The sequence below is a fragment of the Bacillus sp. Brlt_9 genome (assembly GCF_051948935.1).
GTDB lineage: Bacteria > Bacillota > Bacilli > Bacillales > Bacillaceae_G > Bacillus_A.
In genome coordinates this window covers 380,904-398,233 of sequence record NZ_JAYJLO010000002.1, presented here as the reverse complement: position 1 = coordinate 398,233, position 17,330 = coordinate 380,904, and the positions used below count along the sequence as shown (strand labels likewise).

Annotated in this window: 16 protein-coding genes; 5 read left to right on the top strand and 11 right to left on the bottom strand. The window is 36.4% G+C overall.

Annotated features, from left to right (window positions below; translation table 11 throughout):
• Genes hemC through hemA form a run of 3 tightly spaced genes read right to left on the bottom strand, consistent with a single transcriptional unit; the run spans position 1 to position 3,131 of the window.
• A complete protein-coding gene (gene hemC / locus VF726_RS08290) occupies positions 1-930 on the bottom strand; it encodes a hydroxymethylbilane synthase (RefSeq protein ID WP_440167321.1) in 930 nt (309 codons plus the stop codon).
• Between the two features lie 15 nt (positions 931-945).
• Positions 946-1,779 (bottom strand): cytochrome c biogenesis protein, encoded by an 834-nt coding sequence (locus tag VF726_RS08285; protein WP_166702920.1) that lies wholly within the window; start codon positions 1,777-1,779, stop codon positions 946-948.
• 17 nt (positions 1,780-1,796) lie between these two features.
• Positions 1,797-3,131: a glutamyl-tRNA reductase gene (gene hemA / locus VF726_RS08280; protein WP_440167319.1), complete on the bottom strand. Its 1,335-nt coding sequence runs from the start codon at positions 3,129-3,131 to the stop codon at positions 1,797-1,799.
• 416 nt (positions 3,132-3,547) lie between these two features.
• Between hemA and VF726_RS08275 the strand changes: the two genes are divergently transcribed.
• Positions 3,548-4,000 (top strand): MarR family winged helix-turn-helix transcriptional regulator, encoded by a 453-nt coding sequence (locus tag VF726_RS08275; protein WP_440167317.1) that lies wholly within the window; start codon positions 3,548-3,550, stop codon positions 3,998-4,000.
• Between the two features lie 2 nt (positions 4,001-4,002).
• On the top strand, positions 4,003-4,419 hold the full coding sequence (locus tag VF726_RS08270; protein ID WP_048531467.1) for an organic hydroperoxide resistance protein: 417 nt from the start codon (positions 4,003-4,005) through the stop codon (positions 4,417-4,419).
• A gap of 34 nt (positions 4,420-4,453) precedes the next feature.
• On the opposite strand, the gene ysxC is transcribed toward VF726_RS08270, so the two are convergent.
• From ysxC to VF726_RS08235, 7 genes are all read right to left on the bottom strand, one after another.
• Positions 4,454-5,050, bottom strand: coding sequence for a ribosome biogenesis GTP-binding protein YsxC (gene ysxC / locus VF726_RS08265; protein WP_144612374.1), 597 nt, complete (start codon positions 5,048-5,050; stop codon positions 4,454-4,456).
• Positions 5,047-7,377: an endopeptidase La gene (lon, locus tag VF726_RS08260; RefSeq protein ID WP_087957079.1), complete on the bottom strand. Its 2,331-nt coding sequence runs from the start codon at positions 7,375-7,377 to the stop codon at positions 5,047-5,049. Before lon ends, ysxC begins: the two co-directional genes overlap by 4 nt.
• 184 nt (positions 7,378-7,561) lie before the next feature.
• Complete coding sequence (lonB, locus tag VF726_RS08255; protein WP_033656407.1) at positions 7,562-9,232, bottom strand: ATP-dependent protease LonB; 1,671 nt, start codon at positions 9,230-9,232, stop codon at positions 7,562-7,564.
• Positions 9,233-9,338: 106 nt separating this feature from the next.
• Positions 9,339-10,598 carry an ATP-dependent protease ATP-binding subunit ClpX gene (gene clpX, locus VF726_RS08250; RefSeq protein WP_048531476.1) on the bottom strand — a complete coding sequence of 420 codons (1,260 nt, stop codon included), beginning with the start codon at positions 10,596-10,598 and terminating at the stop codon, positions 9,339-9,341.
• A 264-nt stretch (positions 10,599-10,862) separates the two neighbouring features.
• Entirely contained in the window at positions 10,863-12,140 is a 1,278-nt protein-coding gene (tig, locus tag VF726_RS08245; protein ID WP_212955906.1) for a trigger factor, read from the bottom strand.
• A 309-nt stretch (positions 12,141-12,449) separates the two neighbouring features.
• Positions 12,450-13,448 (bottom strand): hypothetical protein, encoded by a 999-nt coding sequence (locus tag VF726_RS08240; RefSeq protein ID WP_440167313.1) that lies wholly within the window; start codon positions 13,446-13,448, stop codon positions 12,450-12,452.
• Positions 13,449-13,644: 196 nt separating this feature from the next.
• Positions 13,645-13,893 carry a hypothetical protein gene (locus VF726_RS08235; protein WP_001983650.1) on the bottom strand — a complete coding sequence of 83 codons (249 nt, stop codon included), beginning with the start codon at positions 13,891-13,893 and terminating at the stop codon, positions 13,645-13,647.
• 473 nt (positions 13,894-14,366) lie between these two features.
• Here VF726_RS08235 and VF726_RS08230 point away from each other — a divergent pair, with 473 nt between their 5' ends.
• Entirely contained in the window at positions 14,367-14,981 is a 615-nt protein-coding gene (locus VF726_RS08230) for a PH domain-containing protein (RefSeq protein WP_440167310.1), read from the top strand.
• A gap of 84 nt (positions 14,982-15,065) precedes the next feature.
• On the opposite strand, the gene VF726_RS08225 is transcribed toward VF726_RS08230, so the two are convergent.
• Positions 15,066-15,266 carry a cytoplasmic protein gene (locus tag VF726_RS08225; protein ID WP_151633448.1) on the bottom strand — a complete coding sequence of 67 codons (201 nt, stop codon included), beginning with the start codon at positions 15,264-15,266 and terminating at the stop codon, positions 15,066-15,068.
• A gap of 625 nt (positions 15,267-15,891) precedes the next feature.
• Between VF726_RS08225 and VF726_RS08220 the strand changes: the two genes are divergently transcribed.
• Positions 15,892-16,845: a WXG100 family type VII secretion target gene (locus tag VF726_RS08220; RefSeq protein WP_377823936.1), complete on the top strand. Its 954-nt coding sequence runs from the start codon at positions 15,892-15,894 to the stop codon at positions 16,843-16,845.
• A gap of 12 nt (positions 16,846-16,857) precedes the next feature.
• Positions 16,858-17,214, top strand: coding sequence for a DUF6572 domain-containing protein (locus VF726_RS08215; RefSeq protein ID WP_001173693.1), 357 nt, complete (start codon positions 16,858-16,860; stop codon positions 17,212-17,214).
• Positions 17,215-17,330 lie beyond the last annotated feature (116 nt).

Here is a 17,330-nt window from a genome sequence, read left to right as displayed (position 1 = left end):
TTATTGTTGCCCCTTATTTGCAGCAAGAATGAGTTCTTTTGCGCCTTGTTTAATTAAACGGTCCGCAGCCTCTAATCCTACTTCCTTTGGATCAGTTCCTACCACTGTTTCTTTCAATAAAACAGAACCGTCCATAGACCCGACAAGAGCTGTTAATTCGATTGCATCGTTTTCTGTAAGAGTTGCATATCCAGCGATCGGAACTTGGCATCCACCTTCAAGTTTATGAAGAAATACTCGTTCTGCTGCCACTGTTTTTTCTGTTACTGCATCATTCATATGCGCTAACAACTGTAGTAAATCCTTATCATCTTCACGACACTCAATCGCTAATGCACCTTGCCCTACAGCAGGTACACATAACGTCTCATCTAAATGTTCTGTAATAACTTCATTATCCCAGCCCATTCTTTGTAATCCAGCTGTCGCTAAAATGATAGCGTCATAATCTTCTTCTTTTAATTTACGTAAACGTGTATCGATATTTCCGCGAATCCACTTCACTTGTAAATCTGGTCTCGCAGCTAACAATTGTGCACTACGTCTTAAACTACTCGTACCTAAAATGGCACCTTCTGCTAACTCTTTAAACGACGCTCCGCTTTTTGAAATAAAAGCATCACGAGGGTCAACACGCTTTGGTGTACAACCAATCATTAACCCTTCTGGAAGTACAGCCGGCATATCTTTCATACTATGTACAGCCATATCAATTTCTTTCGTAAGTAACGCGTGTTCAATCTCTTTCACAAATAAGCCTTTTCCCCCTACTTTTGAAAGAGTAACATCTAAAATCACATCACCTTTTGTGACGATTTCTTTCACTTCAAATTCATATGGTAAACCTAGCGCTTTTAACTGATCAATAAACCAGTTTGTTTGTGTTAATGCTAATTTACTCTTTCGTGATCCTACAATAATTTTGCGCATAATTTTCTCTCCTCATTATAAATACCAAAAGTGGAAGTTGGATAAACTGCTTAATAGAAAAATATTAATTAGCATTACGAGAAATGCTCCGATGTTCCACTGCACTATTTTCTTCCCTTGCAACACATCTGCCGCTCGTAAATAAAGACCCGCACAATATACAAATAGAACGACAAAAGACCCGATTACTTTCGTATCATACCAATGGAAATTGTCCAATTTCGTATATCCCCATATGCACCCTAATAAAATAGCTAGTAAGAAAAATGGAACAGAAAATAAATTTAACCCGTAAGACATCGATTCTAGCTTCGGTAAATTTCCTAACCTTCTTAATCTTGCATTCCATTTTTTCTTTTTTAATAGGCGATATTGCAATAAATACATAATAGAAAAAATGAACGATACAGTGAACGTTGCATAAGAAATAATAGCCATACCGACATGTACGTATACAAGCTCCGAAACTAATTGATCTGCAAGTACTGGTGACATCTTTCCGAGCGGTGTAAAAATAGAAAAAGCGCTTACGCCAAACGCAACAACATTTGTAAAAAAGACTAAAAAGTCAATCCTCATAAATCGATTAATGACTAAAGACATCGTAATTAACAGCCAAACATAAAAATAAATCCCTGATAATAAAGTTAATATAGGATTCGTTTCTGAATCTGTAGCCCGAAGTAACATGAAAATAGACTGCAGAACCCATACAATCGAAAGTAACCAAAAAGCAAATCGATTCGCCTTTCGGTTACTTTGGAAATAATCTATAAAATATAAACTAATGCTACAAGCATATAAAATAATTGCAATATGATAAATAATACTGTTATTTAAAAAACTCATCCGATCATCCTTCCAAATTATAAAGATGGAACGGATGGTGTCCACGCTCTTTTATGTTCTACTTCTTCCGCACGACTCTCTACGTCTTCCATTTCTAAATCAAAAATCTTTGCAAATAACGCTAATTTTTCGTCCGCTCCCTCTTCAGCAGCTATTTCTTTCGCTACTAAAATTGGGTCTTTTAATAATTGATTAATAATACTTTTCGTATGCTTACTAATTACTTTTCTCTCACGATCACTAAGGTTCGGTATTTTTCGTTCCAAACTTTCCATCGTTTCACTTTGAATAGCAAGCGCCTTATCACGAAGAGCTGATATTAATGGAACGACACCAAGTGTACTTAACCACGTTTTAAATAAAACAATTTCCTCTTCAATCATAAATTGAATTTTCTCTGCTTCTTTCAAACGTTCTGCACGGTTCGCTTCCACTACTCCTTGCAAATCATCAATGTCATATAAGAAAGAACCTTCTAATTCATCAATCGCTGGATCAATATCACGCGGTACCGCAATATCAACCATAAATAATGGACGACCAGAGCGCATTCTCTCTACCTTTGTCATCATCTCTTTCGTAATGACATAATCCGATGCACCAGTTGAACTAATTAAAATATCAGCTTCTAATAATGCACATTGCAATTCACTTAAAGGTTTTGCATGTCCCATATATTTCTCAGCCATTACTTCAGCTTTTGAAAGCGTCCTATTCATAACTGTTACTTTACGAGCACCGCTTCCATATAAGTTTTGCAGTGCAAGCTCACCCATTTTACCCGCACCAAGAATAAGTACGTGACAATCTGTTAACTCACCGAATATTTTTTTTCCGAGCTCAACAGCAGCATAACTAACAGACATCGCACTTTCACCAATTGTCGTTTCTGAGTGAGCACGTTTCGCTAACGTAACCACTTGCTTAAACAACTCATTAAAAATTGTGCCTGTTGCTTTCACTTGCTGTGCTTCTAAAAAGCTATCTTTTATTTGTCCTAAAATCTGCGTTTCTCCAACTACCATAGAATCTAAACCGCACGTTACGCGGAATAAATGATCTACTGCACCATCTTGTTCAAAAATCGTTAAATATGGTGCAACCTCTTCTATTTCAAGCTGAAACCAATCAGCTAAAAACTTCTTAATATAATACCGTCCCGTGTGTAATTGATCGACAACAGCATAAACCTCAGTACGATTACAAGTTGATACAATGACATTCTCTAACACGCTCTTTTGATTTTGTAATGTAGTCATCGCTCGCTCTAGCTCTGCTGCCTGAAATGTGAGTTTCTCACGAAATTCTACAGGGGCTGTTCGATAATTTACACTAACAACAAGAATATGCACGCAGCATGTCCCCCTTCACCCGTTTTATCACTTTATCTACTATCATAATACAACTTTCCTCTTATGAATCTGACAATCGTGTGAACAACCGATTATTTTTTTATTTATTCTCCGTATGTAATAAAGGAGATTCAGTAAAACTAATAAAAACTTCCTACTTTATAATGATTATAAATTAATAACTCTATTTGTACGTTACCAAAAAAAGTCCTCATAATCAAGTGATGGAAACTATTCCATATGAATTATAACATCATCTTTCCTATCTTCTTTCATCATGAAGGAAAATATGTATGATTGTTCCAAATTGTAGCACAAACTTTCTCAATACAATGTATTTGACATTGTATTTCTTTTTCGTTATATTGATTTTACAAAATTAAATTGTGCACAACTTAATTAGAAAGGAGTTATGTATGACAGAGGATTCTTTACATCTAGATAACCAACTTTGTTTTTCTATTTACGCCTGTTCTAAAGAAGTCACCCGCTTTTATCGACCATATTTAGAAGAGATGGGTATTACGTATCCGCAGTACATTACTTTACTCGTACTATGGGAGCAAGATGGACTAACAGTAAAAGAAATTGGTGAGCGTCTATTTTTAGATTCCGGTACGTTAACACCTATGTTAAAACGAATGGAATCATTAAACCTTGTAAAACGTGCTCGTTCCAAAGAAGACGAGCGTAAAGTTTGTATTGAATTAACAGAACAAGGTAAAGATTTAAAAGAAAAGGCTTGTTCATTACCGACAACGATGGCTACAAATTTAGGAATTACAGAACAAGAATATCTCTCTTTATTAATTCAATTAAATAAACTAATTGAAACAATGAAAACAATTAATGATAGAAAAGGGGAATAAACATGGATAAATTATATACTGCTTCAGTAACTGCTACAGGTGGAAGAAACGGGAAAGTCGTTTCAGATGATGGCATATTAAATCTTGATGTAAAAATGCCGAAAGCACTAGGTGGTGCAGGCGGAGAGGCAACAAATCCAGAACAACTATTTGCTGCTGGTTATGCCGCATGTTTTGATAGCGCATTACAACTTGTTATTCGTACAAAACGTATGAAAGTAGAAAGTACAGAAGTAACTGCTCACGTTTCTATCGGAAAAGATACTGATGGTGGTTTTGGCCTATCTGCTGTACTTGATGTACATGTTGCTGGTGTCTCACATAGCGAAGCACAAGAACTTGTAGAAGCAGCTCACGGTGTATGTCCGTATTCGAAAGCAACGAGAGGAAATATTGAGGTTACATTAAACGTAAAATAAAAAATGTAGTAAATAAAAAAACGCGCGACATTCGTCACGCGTTTTTTGTTTTTGTCATTCTGTGAATGGCCTTCCACGCTTCTTCTTTTCCAAGTCCTGTTTCAGAAGAGAATAGAACAATTTCATCTCCAATTTCAACAGCAAGCGTTTCTTTTACAACTTTTAAATGCTTTTGCCATTTCCCTTTCGGAATTTTATCAGCTTTCGTCGCAATAATAATTGTTGGGATTTCATAATGCTTTAAGAAATCATACATCATCACGTCATCGCTTGTTGGTTTATGACGTAAATCAACTACTAATACAGCTGCGTCTAATTGCTCACGCGTTGTAAAGTATGTTTCAATCATCTTGCCCCATGCTGCGCGTTCTGATTTAGATACTTTCGCATATCCATAACCTGGAACGTCAACAAAATGCATCATCTCATTGATTAAGAAAAAGTTCAGCGTTTGCGTTTTTCCGGGTTTAGAAGAAATACGAACTAACTTTTTACGATTTAAAATTTTATTAATAAAGGAAGACTTCCCGACATTTGAACGACCTGCTAATGCAATTTCTGGTAAATCACTGTCTGGATATTGTTCTGGTTTAACAGCACTAATTACAATATCTGCTTTTGTTACTTTCATTGTTTCACTCCTACTAATGCGTGCTCCAATACTTCATCTAAATGAGATGCAAGCACAAACGTAAGGTTTTCTTTTACGCTTTCTGGAATATCATCTAAATCTTTCTCGTTTTCTGCTGGCAAAATAATTTTTGTTAAGCCTGCGCGGTGAGCACTTAATGTTTTTTCTTTTAAACCACCAATTGGTAATACACGACCACGAAGTGTAATTTCACCTGTCATCCCTACTTCTTTACTTACAGGAATACCTGTTAGTGCAGAAATAAGTGCCGTTGCCATCGTAATACCTGCTGACGGTCCATCTTTTGGAACTGCTCCTTCTGGAACATGAATATGAATATCATTTTTCTCATGGAAATTCGGATCAATCTGAAGCTCTTCTGCACGAGAACGAATATAGCTAAACGCTGCTTGTGCGGATTCTTTCATAACATCCCCAAGTTTCCCTGTTAAAATTAATTTCCCTTTACCTGGCGCTACAGACACTTCAATCGCAAGTGTATCACCGCCCGCTGCTGTATACGCTAAACCTGTCGCCATTCCAACTTGGTCTGTTTTCTCAGCTTGCCCGTAACGGAATATGTGCTTACCAAGTAAATCAACAACATTTTTCTCTGTTACTACAATACGCTTGCGCTCTGCTGTAACGATAATTTTTGCTGCTTTACGACAAACTTTTGCAATTTGGCGCTCTAGTGTACGAACACCAGCCTCACGTGTATAATAACGAATAATTTCAAGAAGCGCTTCATCACGTACTTGTAAGTTACCTTTTCGTAAGCCATGCTCTTTTAATTGTTTCGGTAATAAATGTTCACGGGCAATGTGAACTTTTTCAAGTTCTGTATAGCCAGCAATCGAAATAATTTCCATACGGTCAAGTAATGGGCCTGGAATACTTGAAAGTGTATTTGCAGTTGCTACAAACATAACTTTTGATAAATCATATGGTTCTTCAATGTAATGATCACTGAAGTTATGATTTTGTTCTGGGTCTAGCACTTCAAGTAATGCTGCTGATGGATCTCCACGGAAATCGTTAGACATTTTATCTATCTCATCTAATAAGAAGACTGGATTAACTGATTTCGCCTTTTTCATACCTTGAATAATGCGCCCTGGCATTGCTCCAACATACGTACGACGGTGACCACGAATTTCAGATTCATCACGTACACCACCAAGGGATACACGGACAAAATTACGATTTAATGATGTTGCAATGGAACGCGCTAATGAAGTTTTTCCGACTCCAGGAGGTCCTACTAAGCAAAGGATAGGTCCTTTTAATGAATTCGTTAACTTCTGTACCGCTAAATATTCAAGTACGCGCTCTTTCACTTTCTCAAGACCGTAATGATCTTTGTTTAAAATCTCTTCCGAATGAGCAAGATCAATCATATCTTCTGTTGCTTCTGTCCACGGAAGTGCTAATAACCAATCGATATAATTGCGAATGACACCACTCTCCGCAGAACTTGCTGGTAACTTTTCATAACGATCTAATTCTTTCAGTGCAGCCTTCATTGTTTCTTCAGGCATTCCTGACTGTTCAATTTTCTCACGAAGCTCTTCAACTTCCCCGCCCTTACCTTCTTTATCGCCAAGTTCAGTTTGAATCGCCTTCATTTGCTCACGTAAGAAATATTCTTTTTGCGTGCGTTCCATTGAACGTTTCACTTTTTGTCCAATTTTCTTTTCTAAACTTAGTAATTCTTGTTCATCTTGAATAATTGAAATAAGTGTATGTAATCGTTCTTTCACAGATATGATCTCTAAAATTTCTTGTTTCTGCTTCGTTTTAATTGGCAAGTGAGAGGCAATTAAATCAGCTAATCTTCCTGGCTCTTCTACATCAGCTACCGTTGCAAAAGTTTCATTTGAAACTTTTTTCGAAACTTTAATATATTGTTCGAAATGCTCTAGTAATGTACGCATAAGAGCTTTCTCTTCTAAATCAGCTTCCACTTCTTCCGTTACCGTTTTAATAGAAACTTGCACTACATTTTCCTCTTCAATAAACTCTACTACTTCTGCTCTATGTAAACCTTCTACAAGGACACGAAGCGTACCGTTCGGCAATTTTAACATTTGCTTCACTTTCGCCACTGTACCTACACTATATATGTCATCTTCTTTCGGATCATCGATATTCATTTCTTTTTGCATTGCTAAAAAGATGATATTTTCATCCATTGCCGCCTGCTCTAGTGCTTGTATCGATTTATCACGTCCTACATCAAGATGCAGAACCATCGTTGGATATACGAGAACGCCTCTTAATGGTAGGAGGGGTACGATTCTTTCATTCGTATTCATACTAGACATAGCACCTCCATAATAAAATAAACTCCTGTTCAACTATTTTATATTACAATACATCTAGATGCAATTGCAGAGATTTTCCGCAATTGTAAATCCTACGTTTTTTCTCCCTTAGAAAAAGGAAAAAAGACTCCGCTTAAGCATACAAACTTAAACGAAGTCTGGCAAATTTTATTATCGTTCATTCTCACATTGATTGTGCATCTGTCTCGTCCACAGCAGTATGTATATCAAGCTCTCGATGCATATTTTCTTGCATAAATGTTAGCTCAAATACTTCTTTTAACTTACGAACAGGGATGATTTCAATCCCTTTTATTGTGTACAAAAACGGTTGCATGTTTTCAGCAGGAATGATGACTTTCTTCGCACCTGCTTTTTTCGCGGCTTTTATTTTCGCGTACACACCACCGATAGGCTTCACTTCTCCGTGTATACTTATCTCACCAGTCATCGCTACTTCATTATTCACATACGTACGATGCACTGCTGAATATACACCTGTTGCCATCGCAATACCTGCCGAAGGCCCATCAATCGGGATACCACCTGGAAAATTAATATGTATATCGTACCCTTCTGGCAACACATCTAGAGAACGAAGTACTGTTAATACATTATCTACAGAGCCTTTCGCCATACTTTTACGGCGAATGGATTTCGTTTGACTACCAATACTTTCCTCTTCAACAATTCCGGTAACATTTACCGATCCTTTATCTTTCGCCTTGATTGCTGTTACTTCAATTTCTAATAACGCGCCTGTATTTGGTCCGTATACAGCAAGTCCATTTACAAGACCGATTCTCGGAATAGGATAAATACGTTTTTCATACTTCGGTGTAAGCTGACTAGAGTGAACAACCCACTCAATATCTTCATCTTTAATGAAAGAGCGTTCCTCATTTATTGCCATACCAGCAGAAATTTGCACAAGATTAATCGCTTCTCGTCCATTTCTCGCATACATCCCAATCATTTCAATACCATTTTCACCGATTTGCATTTCCACTTTGTCAGCTGCATTCTTCGCTACTTTTTGAATTTCTTCTGTATCTAACTCACGGAAGAACACTTCTAAACAGCGCGACCGAATAGCAGGAGGAATCTCCTCTGGTGAACGTGTCGTCGCCCCAACTAAGCGAAAATCGGCTGGTAAACCTTTTTGAAAAATGTCATGTATATACGTTGGAATCATCGTATTCTCTTCACTGTAGTAAGCACTTTCCAAAAACACTTTTCGATCTTCTAACACCTTTAACATTTTGTTCATTTGAATCGGATGTAGTTCACCAATCTCATCAATAAACAAAATACCACCGTGTGCATCTGTTACCGCACCTTTTTTCGGTTGCGGAATACCTGCTTGCCCCATCGCACCAGCACCTTGATAAATTGGATCATGCACCGAACCGATTAAAGGATCTGCAATACCACGTTCATCAAACCTTGCTGTCGTCGCATCCAGTTCAATAAATGTTGCATTTGTGCGAAATGGAGATTTTGGATTTCGTTTCGCTTCTTCTAATACGAGACGTGCTGCCGCTGTCTTTCCGACACCTGGTGGACCATATATAATTACATGTTGCGGGTTCGGACCACAAAGAGCCGCTTTTAACGACTTAATCCCGTCCTCTTGCCCTACAATATCTAAAAAGGATGTAGGACGCACCTTTTCCGCAAGCGGCTCTGTTAAAGAAATCTCGCGCATTTTACGAAGCTGTTCTAATTCTTTTTTCGATTCTCGATCAATTGAAACTTTTTGTGTTCGCTGATTTCGAAGTAAATGCCAAAAATACAATCCGACAATTACACCAAAAACAAGTTGAACAAGTAAAAATATATTTGTCCAGCTCATCATTTATTTCCTCCCGCAATGTTTTATCTCTTAGTATTTCCGCGGAGGAACATAGCTAAACATAAAGAAAAACAGCAATTATAAAAATTGCTGTTTCTCCTTCGCATTATGCAGATGTTTTTGTATCAAGTACAGTACCGTCTTGTAACACCAATTTTGGCGCTGCATTATCCGCTACTGTTTCTTTTGTAAGAACACACTTCTCGATATCTTTACGAGATGGAAGTTCGAACATTACTTCAAGCATTAAGCCCTCAATAATAGAACGAAGTCCACGAGCACCTGTTTTACGTTCAATTGCTTTTTTCGCAATCTCAATTAGTGCGCCTTCTTCAAACTCTAACTCAACATCGTCAAGCTCCAATAGTTTTTGGAATTGCTTAACAAGTGCATTTTTCGGTTTCGTTAAAATATCAACAAGAGCATCTTCATCAAGCGGCTCTAGGTTCGCAATAACTGGAAGACGACCGATAAACTCTGGAATTAAACCAAATCTTAAAAGGTCCTCTGGTAATACGTGAGATAAAACATGCTTCTCATTTACATCAGCATTTTTCTTCTCAGAACCAAATCCAATTACTTTTTCACCAAGACGACGTTTAATAATTGGCTCGATGCCATCAAACGCCCCACCACAGATGAATAAGATATTCGTTGTATCAATTTGAATAAACTCTTGGTGTGGATGCTTACGACCACCTTGAGGTGGAACGCTTGCTACAGTACCTTCTAAAATTTTCAGAAGTGCCTGCTGCACACCTTCACCAGATACATCACGTGTAATTGATGGATTTTCGGACTTACGTGCCACTTTATCAATCTCATCAATATAAATGATTCCTTTTTCCGCTTTCTCTACATCATAATCAGCTGCTTGGATTAATTTTAGTAAGATGTTTTCTACATCTTCCCCAACATATCCAGCTTCAGTTAAAGATGTTGCGTCCGCGATTGCAAATGGAACATTTAAAATACGCGCTAACGTTTGTGCCAGTAATGTTTTACCACTACCTGTTGGCCCGATAAGTGCGATATTACTCTTCGCTAATTCTACATCATCAATTTTGCTGTTAGAATTAATGCGTTTGTAATGGTTATATACCGCTACCGCTAGTGCTTTTTTCGCGTTATCTTGTCCGATGACATACTCATCTAAGATTTCACGAATTTCTACCGGTTTCGGTACATCTTTGAATTCTACTTCTTCGTCTTTCGCAAGCTCCTCTTGTACAATTTCAGTACAAAGTTCGATACACTCGTCACAAATGTAAACACCTGGACCTGCAACTAACTTTCGAACTTGCGTTTGTGTTTTACCACAGAAAGAACATTTTAATTGCCCTTTTTCATCATTAAATTTAAACATATTTTCACACCCCTTACAAAGTGCTAACCTCTTGCCTTCGTATGTACACGATAAATGTATCGTATGTAAATACATATTATGTCACTACGTGGCGAGAAATACAAATAATATGACTAGTTATGTACAAATAAAAAGTTTTTAAAACTTTTGAAATATGTATATTCGACTCATTAAGGAAGTTTTCCTTCTTCATCGAAAAGTTTTATAAATATATTTCTATATTTATAAAACAAGGCACGATTAAAATCGCGCCTTGTTATTTTATTATGCAGCGTTTTCTACTAAGAAATCTACAGCTTTACGCACTTTAAGATCTTCAGCTAAAGCGTCTACGCTTCCAAGAGCTTGCTTGATAGCGTCTACTGGCATACCGTACATTTCAGCCATTTTTTCAACTTCTGCAGTTACTTCTTCTTCAGTAACTTCGATGTTTTCAGCTTCAATGATAGCTTCAAGAACAAGGTTGATTCGTACGCGTTTTTGAGCGTCTTCTTTCATTTGCTCTTTTAATTTGTCAGCGTCAGTACCTGTGAATTGGTAGTAAAGCTCAAGGTTCATACCTTGTTGGCTTAAACGTTGCTCGAATTCACGAACCATACGATCTAACTCAGTGTCGATCATAGCTTCTGGAATTTCGATTTCAGCGTTAGCAGCAGCTAATTCTACTACTTCGTCACGTACTTTGTGCTCAGCTTCGTGCTTTTTGCCTTCTTCTAAGTTTGTACGAAGTTTTGCTTTTAATTCATCAAGAGTTGCAACCGCTTCGTCTGCTTCTTTAGCGAACTCGTCGTTTAACTCAGGAAGTTCTTTTGTTTTGATTTCGTGAATTGTTACTTTGAATGTTGCTGGTTTGCCAGCTAATTCAGCAGCGTGGTACTCTTCTGGGAATGATACTTCAACGTCTTTAGAATCACCAGATTTAAGACCAATTACTTGCTCTTCGAAACCTGGGATGAAAGTACCAGAACCGATTGCTAGAGAGTAGTTTTCGCCTTTTCCGCCTTCAAATGCTTCGCCATCAACGAAACCTTCGAAGTCGATTACAGCTGTATCACCGTTTTCAACAGTTCCTTCTTCTTTAACAACTAGTTCAGCTTGACGCTCTTGTAAAGATTTTAATTCGTTCTCTACATCTTCGTCAGTTACAGTTGTTTCAACTTTTTCTACTGCTAAACCTTTGTACTCACCTAATTTAACTTCAGGTTTCACTGTAACTTTTGCAGTGAAGATAAGGTTAGCATTTTTTTCGAACTTCTCGATGTCGATTTCAGGATGATCAACTGGGAAGATACCAGCTTCATCAATCGCTTCACCGTATGCTTTTGGTAAGATGATATCTAAAGCATCTTGGTATAAAGATTCGATACCAAAGCGTTGTTCGAATAACGGACGAGGCATTTTTCCTTTACGGAAACCTGGTACGTTGATTGTTTTTACTACTTTTTTGAACGCAGCGTCGATAGAGTTGTTTACTTCTTTAGCATCAACTTCGATTGTTAAAACGCCTACGTTACCTTCTAATTTTTCCCATTTTGCAGCCATTTATTCTTTCCCTCCAACTATAATAATGTATGCACATACCTCTATAGATTAAGATCTTCATTATCTCTTTTTTGAAATAACAAAAGTACAAATAATCCTCTAGCAAAAGCTTTCAGATATAATGTTCCAATCTACTAATTGCCTAAAAGACAACTACGGTATATTTTGTTCGAGAATAATATGAAACATATTAAGTAAGAGAATTACACTTCTCTTCTCTTACAAACAGGCAGATTTCTGCCTTTTGCAACCCTTACATTATAACATAGAATATGCTCGTTTCAAGAACCGAACGATTCTTTTTCATAATTATACGGGCAAATATCCTTCTCTTTCAACACGTAATAACCATTGATAGGCAATATGAAACTCATCTAATTCAATATTATACGCTGTCATAAGCTCTTCTTCATCAATAGTCAATCCGAAACGCTTTCTTCCAATTCTCTCTAAAACAGCAGCCCAAATCTCCACTTTATCCATTAATAGAGCGAACGGGAAAACGCTAATTTGCAATTCTTTCCAATATGTAACCATCGCTTCAAATATATCGGGATAATTTTGCTCTAATCGACTTGATAATGTATGTATAATGTTATCGGATTGCTCCTCATTATGACCTGTAAATGCTGGAATTACCTTGATTGTATTCCCAAACTTTTCTACCTCTATCTCTTCTTCTATTTGATTTTCTATCATTTTATATAAAATAGAAGTTTTCAAATAAGGGTGCTGTTTTTCGTCTATTAAAAATTTCTTTAAAATAGGTAATGCAAGATCCAAGTCTTTTAACGAAAGTTGCTGAATCGCTCTTAGCTTTTGTCCAAAGTTTTCTCCAAACATTTCATTAGTAAACTCATCTAATTCAAAATTCGAATCGACTAGTGACGTATCTACTTCATTTAACATACCTTCTGCAAATAAAGCGAGCTGTGCTAATTTTTCCTTTTGCTCAGGCATTACATCTTTCGTTTGCAACACTTTTTCAACGGTTTCAATGACACCTTCATAATCATTCGTTTGAACTAAAATCGTCACATATGTTTCCAGAATATCACCAAATAATACGGCTCCCGTTTCAAGTAACTGTTCACATTTGTCTTTCGCTTCTTCCATATGCTTTAACTCTAACAAACAAATAACCGAAGCGAGTTCCGTTTGTTCCGTTTCTGCATTATACTGACGTAATATTTCAAAGCAGCGCAATGCATCTTCGAATTTCCGCTCTTTCAGCGCTAAAAAACCTTCATCAATATATCGCTCTGATAGCTGCGGAAACAATACGACCGTATTTTCTTTTTTATCCATACGTCCGCCTCTTTTTCTAGATTTTAATTATCTTTAAAGTAAATATATCAAATGAGTAATGAGAACACAACATCCCAAAACCATTTGTTTGAAATATGAAAATATTTAATTTTTATATTTCAATATAAACAAATCCCTACTCAAAATTAAAATATGCAAATAAAAACCCTCAGCAATGAAAGCAGAGGATTTATCATTAATGGAAAGCTTTTATAATAGTGGGGTATATAACAAGGGTAATAATTTGGAGAACAATAATTGCCATAACAATCATGCTAAAATAGAAGATTGGTTTACTTCGCTTCATTAAAAACATAATAATAAGCATCGTACAAGCAAACAAACTTAAGAAGAACAAACTCGTTGTCGAACTAAGTATACCACTTGGGACAAAGAACAATAACACTACACTACAAGTACCTATAATTCCAAATAACCATTCCATTCATTCACTCATTCCCTTTCCCTCTCATGGCAGTTTTTTACTAAGCGATTAAATGTTTTACAACATCAACTACATACGTTAATTTCTCATACGCTACAAATCCAAATGCAACTGTTAAACCCGTTACGATTAATCCCTTCATCATTTCTTCCTCCTCGTTTTATCGTTGTTACCTTCATTATAGGGGATTAGCAATTTGTTACCATCGAACTTCCTTACAGTTACCTTACAGAATTGTAAGATTTCAAAAAAGGGATAAAAAACAACTTATATCACTTGAGGGGACTTCATGGAATTTCTCTATAATCACTTACAAAATCAGCTTTTTTCTCAGCATCTTTTTACATATTTTTAAATAACATTCGTTACTTTTCTCAACTTACCTTCAAATGTTTTTAATTATAAGAAAACACTTCATTAAAATCGTGTTAATATATTTTTGTACAATTAAGAATTTAAAAGGGGGATTATATATGTTTAAAAAAATGGCTGCAGATGTATTAGGACTAAGCGATGTAGGATCTGTCATCACACCGAAAGATTACGATAAAGTTGATGCTGATGATTATGTGATGCATGAAGACGGGGAGAAAATTTACTTTCTAATTAAATCAAAATCAGATGAATATTGTTTCACAAACAAAGGATTAATCCACCTAGATGGCACAAGCGCAACAAGTAAAAAACGGACACTACGCCGCTTTAGCTACAGTAAATATCCAATTAAAAACGTAGCACTTGAAACTGCCGGAACGATTGATTTAGATGTAGAAATTAAGTTCCAAATGGGCGATGAGCATTATTCAATTGATGTTCATAAAAAACATATTGAAGAATTAAAAGATTTATATAAAGCTTTACTTAAGATAGAAGAAATCTCATACGACAACGATATTACATTGCAGTATGCACATAAAAGTCTAGATATGGCCTCTAACGCTTTCAGCCGTATTTCAAACGCACAAGTAAATTTAGCAGAGCAGTTTAAAGAAATGAACGAAATCGCCTTTAACTGGCTCGTTGATACGAAGAAACAATATAATGTGAAAGATTATGGTTTTGTCTTTGAGAAGTTTATTAATAACTAAACAAAAACCCTTGTTATCAAAAGATAACAAGGGTTTTTTAGCGTCCCAGGAGAGATTTGGACTCCCACTCCGCCCATTTCCGTACTATTTTATATATTTTGATCGCAGCCTTAATATATCTTCCTCTTCGCGAATGCCTGCCGATCCCTTCCTCACATTTTTTACGACAGTCCAATCCGGGTTAGTTTCATCACCAATGTTCTGTACTGTAAAGTTGCCATCACCATATTTCCGGTGACCTTCTGCCAATTTCTCCGTTAAATCATTCTCATTTGATCTCGCCATCTTTGCGCCATCTCCCTTTTTTTAAAACCTTATTAAACCGTCTAACCAATCACAGGTCCAGTCAATTGGAGATTCTTGTTTTCCGCATCTATTAATTGTAACACACTGCCGGGGATAAGTTCCGACAATCGATGCTCAATCTTACTAGAATGGTAAAAAGTTTTAGAACATTCTAAGTAAAAAATTAGGATAATACGGATATGGATTTGAGTTCCATCATAAGCCTATTGATTCTTTAAATTAAATACTATGAGGAACAAGGCGCATAAACGGCGCTCCTTTTATTTAAGAAAAAGAATTACATATACAACTGCTTAATATCGAAGGAAAAGTTACAGATATTAAGAATGAGCTACAATTATAACCCAAACTAGACGCGAAACTTATAAGTAGTCACTTCTTGTGATAATCTTTCACTCGTATTAATTATGCTATTTTATTCCTACCCCCATCTCTTACACCAAAACATCAATTTTTACCGTCCCAAGAGAGATCCGAACTTCCGGCCCACCTATTATCTACAATATGTAAGCGATTCTTTCATGGCTTGTTTAACATACACTGGCTAATGTATAGATATGGTATAATTTTCTTGTGAAAATATTATAGGAGAAGCAGGGATGGTATGGTACAAATAAAAGTAACACCTGAACGTCTAGAGCAAGTAGCCAAGACGGTAAAGAACGTACGGTACACCTTAGAACAAATACATAATGGTTTATACAATCAAACAGAACATATTGCCGCAAACTGGGCAGGAGCAACTAGCCAACATTTCTATCAAATGTTTAACGAAGCTAAACCGAAAATGTTCACAGTTTTAACGGAATTCGATAAAATAGCTGCCGAATTAGAAAGAGTTGCGGAAAAATTCCGCACGGCAGATGCTGAGTACGACGGCAATCTAGTTGAAAGTGAGATTATAGCTAATACCCCTTCTTCAGAAAATAACAACACATCACCTGGTGCATCTTCTTCGAAAAAAGATGGTGAAAGTTTAGAGAAAGTTACTAGAGACCTGGTGGGCGAGCTATCGGGAGAATACGATGTACGACGTGTTATAGAAGGTGTTGATCCCGATACTGGCGAAAAACTTTCATGGTGGGAACGCACTGGTGCTGGTGTCATGGTTTTTGCGGGGCTTACGCCTGTTGGTAAGGGAATAAAAGTAGTCAAAGGCGCAAAAAAAGTTTCCAATGCAATAGATGCAGCAGCCACACTAGAAAAACAACGGAAAACTTTAAAAGCTAATAGCTTAGCAGGTAAAGAATACGAAACAAAAATGTTCGAGGTTATAAAACAACAAAAACCTAAATCTGAATTGAATGAACAAATAACCGTACAAACAAAATCGGGCGTACGCACTCGTATAGATATAGGAGGCAAGGACGCAAATGGCAAGATTGACTTAGTAGAGTTAAAATCTTCACCTACTGCACCTCTTACTAAAAATCAGAAAAAAGCCTTCCCTGAAATTGCGGAATCAGGTGCAATAGTTAAAAGTAGGAACAAACCACCATTTGAACATTTAGAAGAGATTCCACCAACGAAAATAAATGTAATAAGAAAAGAAGAATAAGGAGGCTTTTATATGGCATTACATGATACGGATCAAGTCGATTTAGTTTTAATAGATGAGGATAATAAAGATAATGTATACTTAACAATCTTTGATGCTTTAGAGTGGAATAAAAGCGAAGAACTTGACGATGAACACATTTTACTTTTACAAGACAAAATCAATACATATTTAGGATTCATTGAAAGTGATGAAATCTACGAAAAAGTTCCAAGTACAATAGGAAGAACACATTTCATTATACAAGTGTATTCGCAGAATGAACCTAGTTTTTACGGGAAAAAGTTTTATAATATTGTAAGTGAACAATTAGGAGAATCTGGATATGGATTTGAGTTCCATCATAAACCTATTGATTCTTTAAATTAAATAAGAGGAATAGGGCGCATAAATGGCGCTCTTTTCTTAATGTACTTCAATCCATAATAATTATCATATATTGCGTTATATTTTACACTTCTTGCACATATATCAATTTGTAGACA

What these genes read in the sequence shown, in the direction of transcription:
- hemC (WP_440167321.1), bottom strand. Translation starts at nt 930, where the DNA reads ATGCGCAAAATTATTGTAGGATCACGAAAGAGTAAATTAGCATTAACA.
- VF726_RS08285 (WP_166702920.1), bottom strand. Translation starts at nt 1,779, where the DNA reads ATGAGTTTTTTAAATAACAGTATTATTTATCATATTGCAATTATTTTA.
- VF726_RS08275 (WP_440167317.1), top strand. Translation starts at nt 3,548, where the DNA reads ATGACAGAGGATTCTTTACATCTAGATAACCAACTTTGTTTTTCTATT.
- VF726_RS08270 (WP_048531467.1), top strand. Translation starts at nt 4,003, where the DNA reads ATGGATAAATTATATACTGCTTCAGTAACTGCTACAGGTGGAAGAAAC.
- ysxC (WP_144612374.1), bottom strand. Translation starts at nt 5,050, where the DNA reads ATGAAAGTAACAAAAGCAGATATTGTAATTAGTGCTGTTAAACCAGAA.
- lon (WP_087957079.1), bottom strand. Translation starts at nt 7,377, where the DNA reads ATGTCTAGTATGAATACGAATGAAAGAATCGTACCCCTCCTACCATTA.
- lonB (WP_033656407.1), bottom strand. Translation starts at nt 9,232, where the DNA reads ATGAGCTGGACAAATATATTTTTACTTGTTCAACTTGTTTTTGGTGTA.
- clpX (WP_048531476.1), bottom strand. Translation starts at nt 10,598, where the DNA reads ATGTTTAAATTTAATGATGAAAAAGGGCAATTAAAATGTTCTTTCTGT.
- tig (WP_212955906.1), bottom strand. Translation starts at nt 12,140, where the DNA reads ATGGCTGCAAAATGGGAAAAATTAGAAGGTAACGTAGGCGTTTTAACA.
- VF726_RS08240 (WP_440167313.1), bottom strand. Translation starts at nt 13,448, where the DNA reads ATGGATAAAAAAGAAAATACGGTCGTATTGTTTCCGCAGCTATCAGAG.
- VF726_RS08235 (WP_001983650.1), bottom strand. Translation starts at nt 13,893, where the DNA reads ATGGAATGGTTATTTGGAATTATAGGTACTTGTAGTGTAGTGTTATTG.
- VF726_RS08230 (WP_440167310.1), top strand. Translation starts at nt 14,367, where the DNA reads ATGTTTAAAAAAATGGCTGCAGATGTATTAGGACTAAGCGATGTAGGA.
- VF726_RS08225 (WP_151633448.1), bottom strand. Translation starts at nt 15,266, where the DNA reads ATGGCGAGATCAAATGAGAATGATTTAACGGAGAAATTGGCAGAAGGT.
- VF726_RS08220 (WP_377823936.1), top strand. Translation starts at nt 15,892, where the DNA reads ATGGTACAAATAAAAGTAACACCTGAACGTCTAGAGCAAGTAGCCAAG.
- VF726_RS08215 (WP_001173693.1), top strand. Translation starts at nt 16,858, where the DNA reads ATGGCATTACATGATACGGATCAAGTCGATTTAGTTTTAATAGATGAG.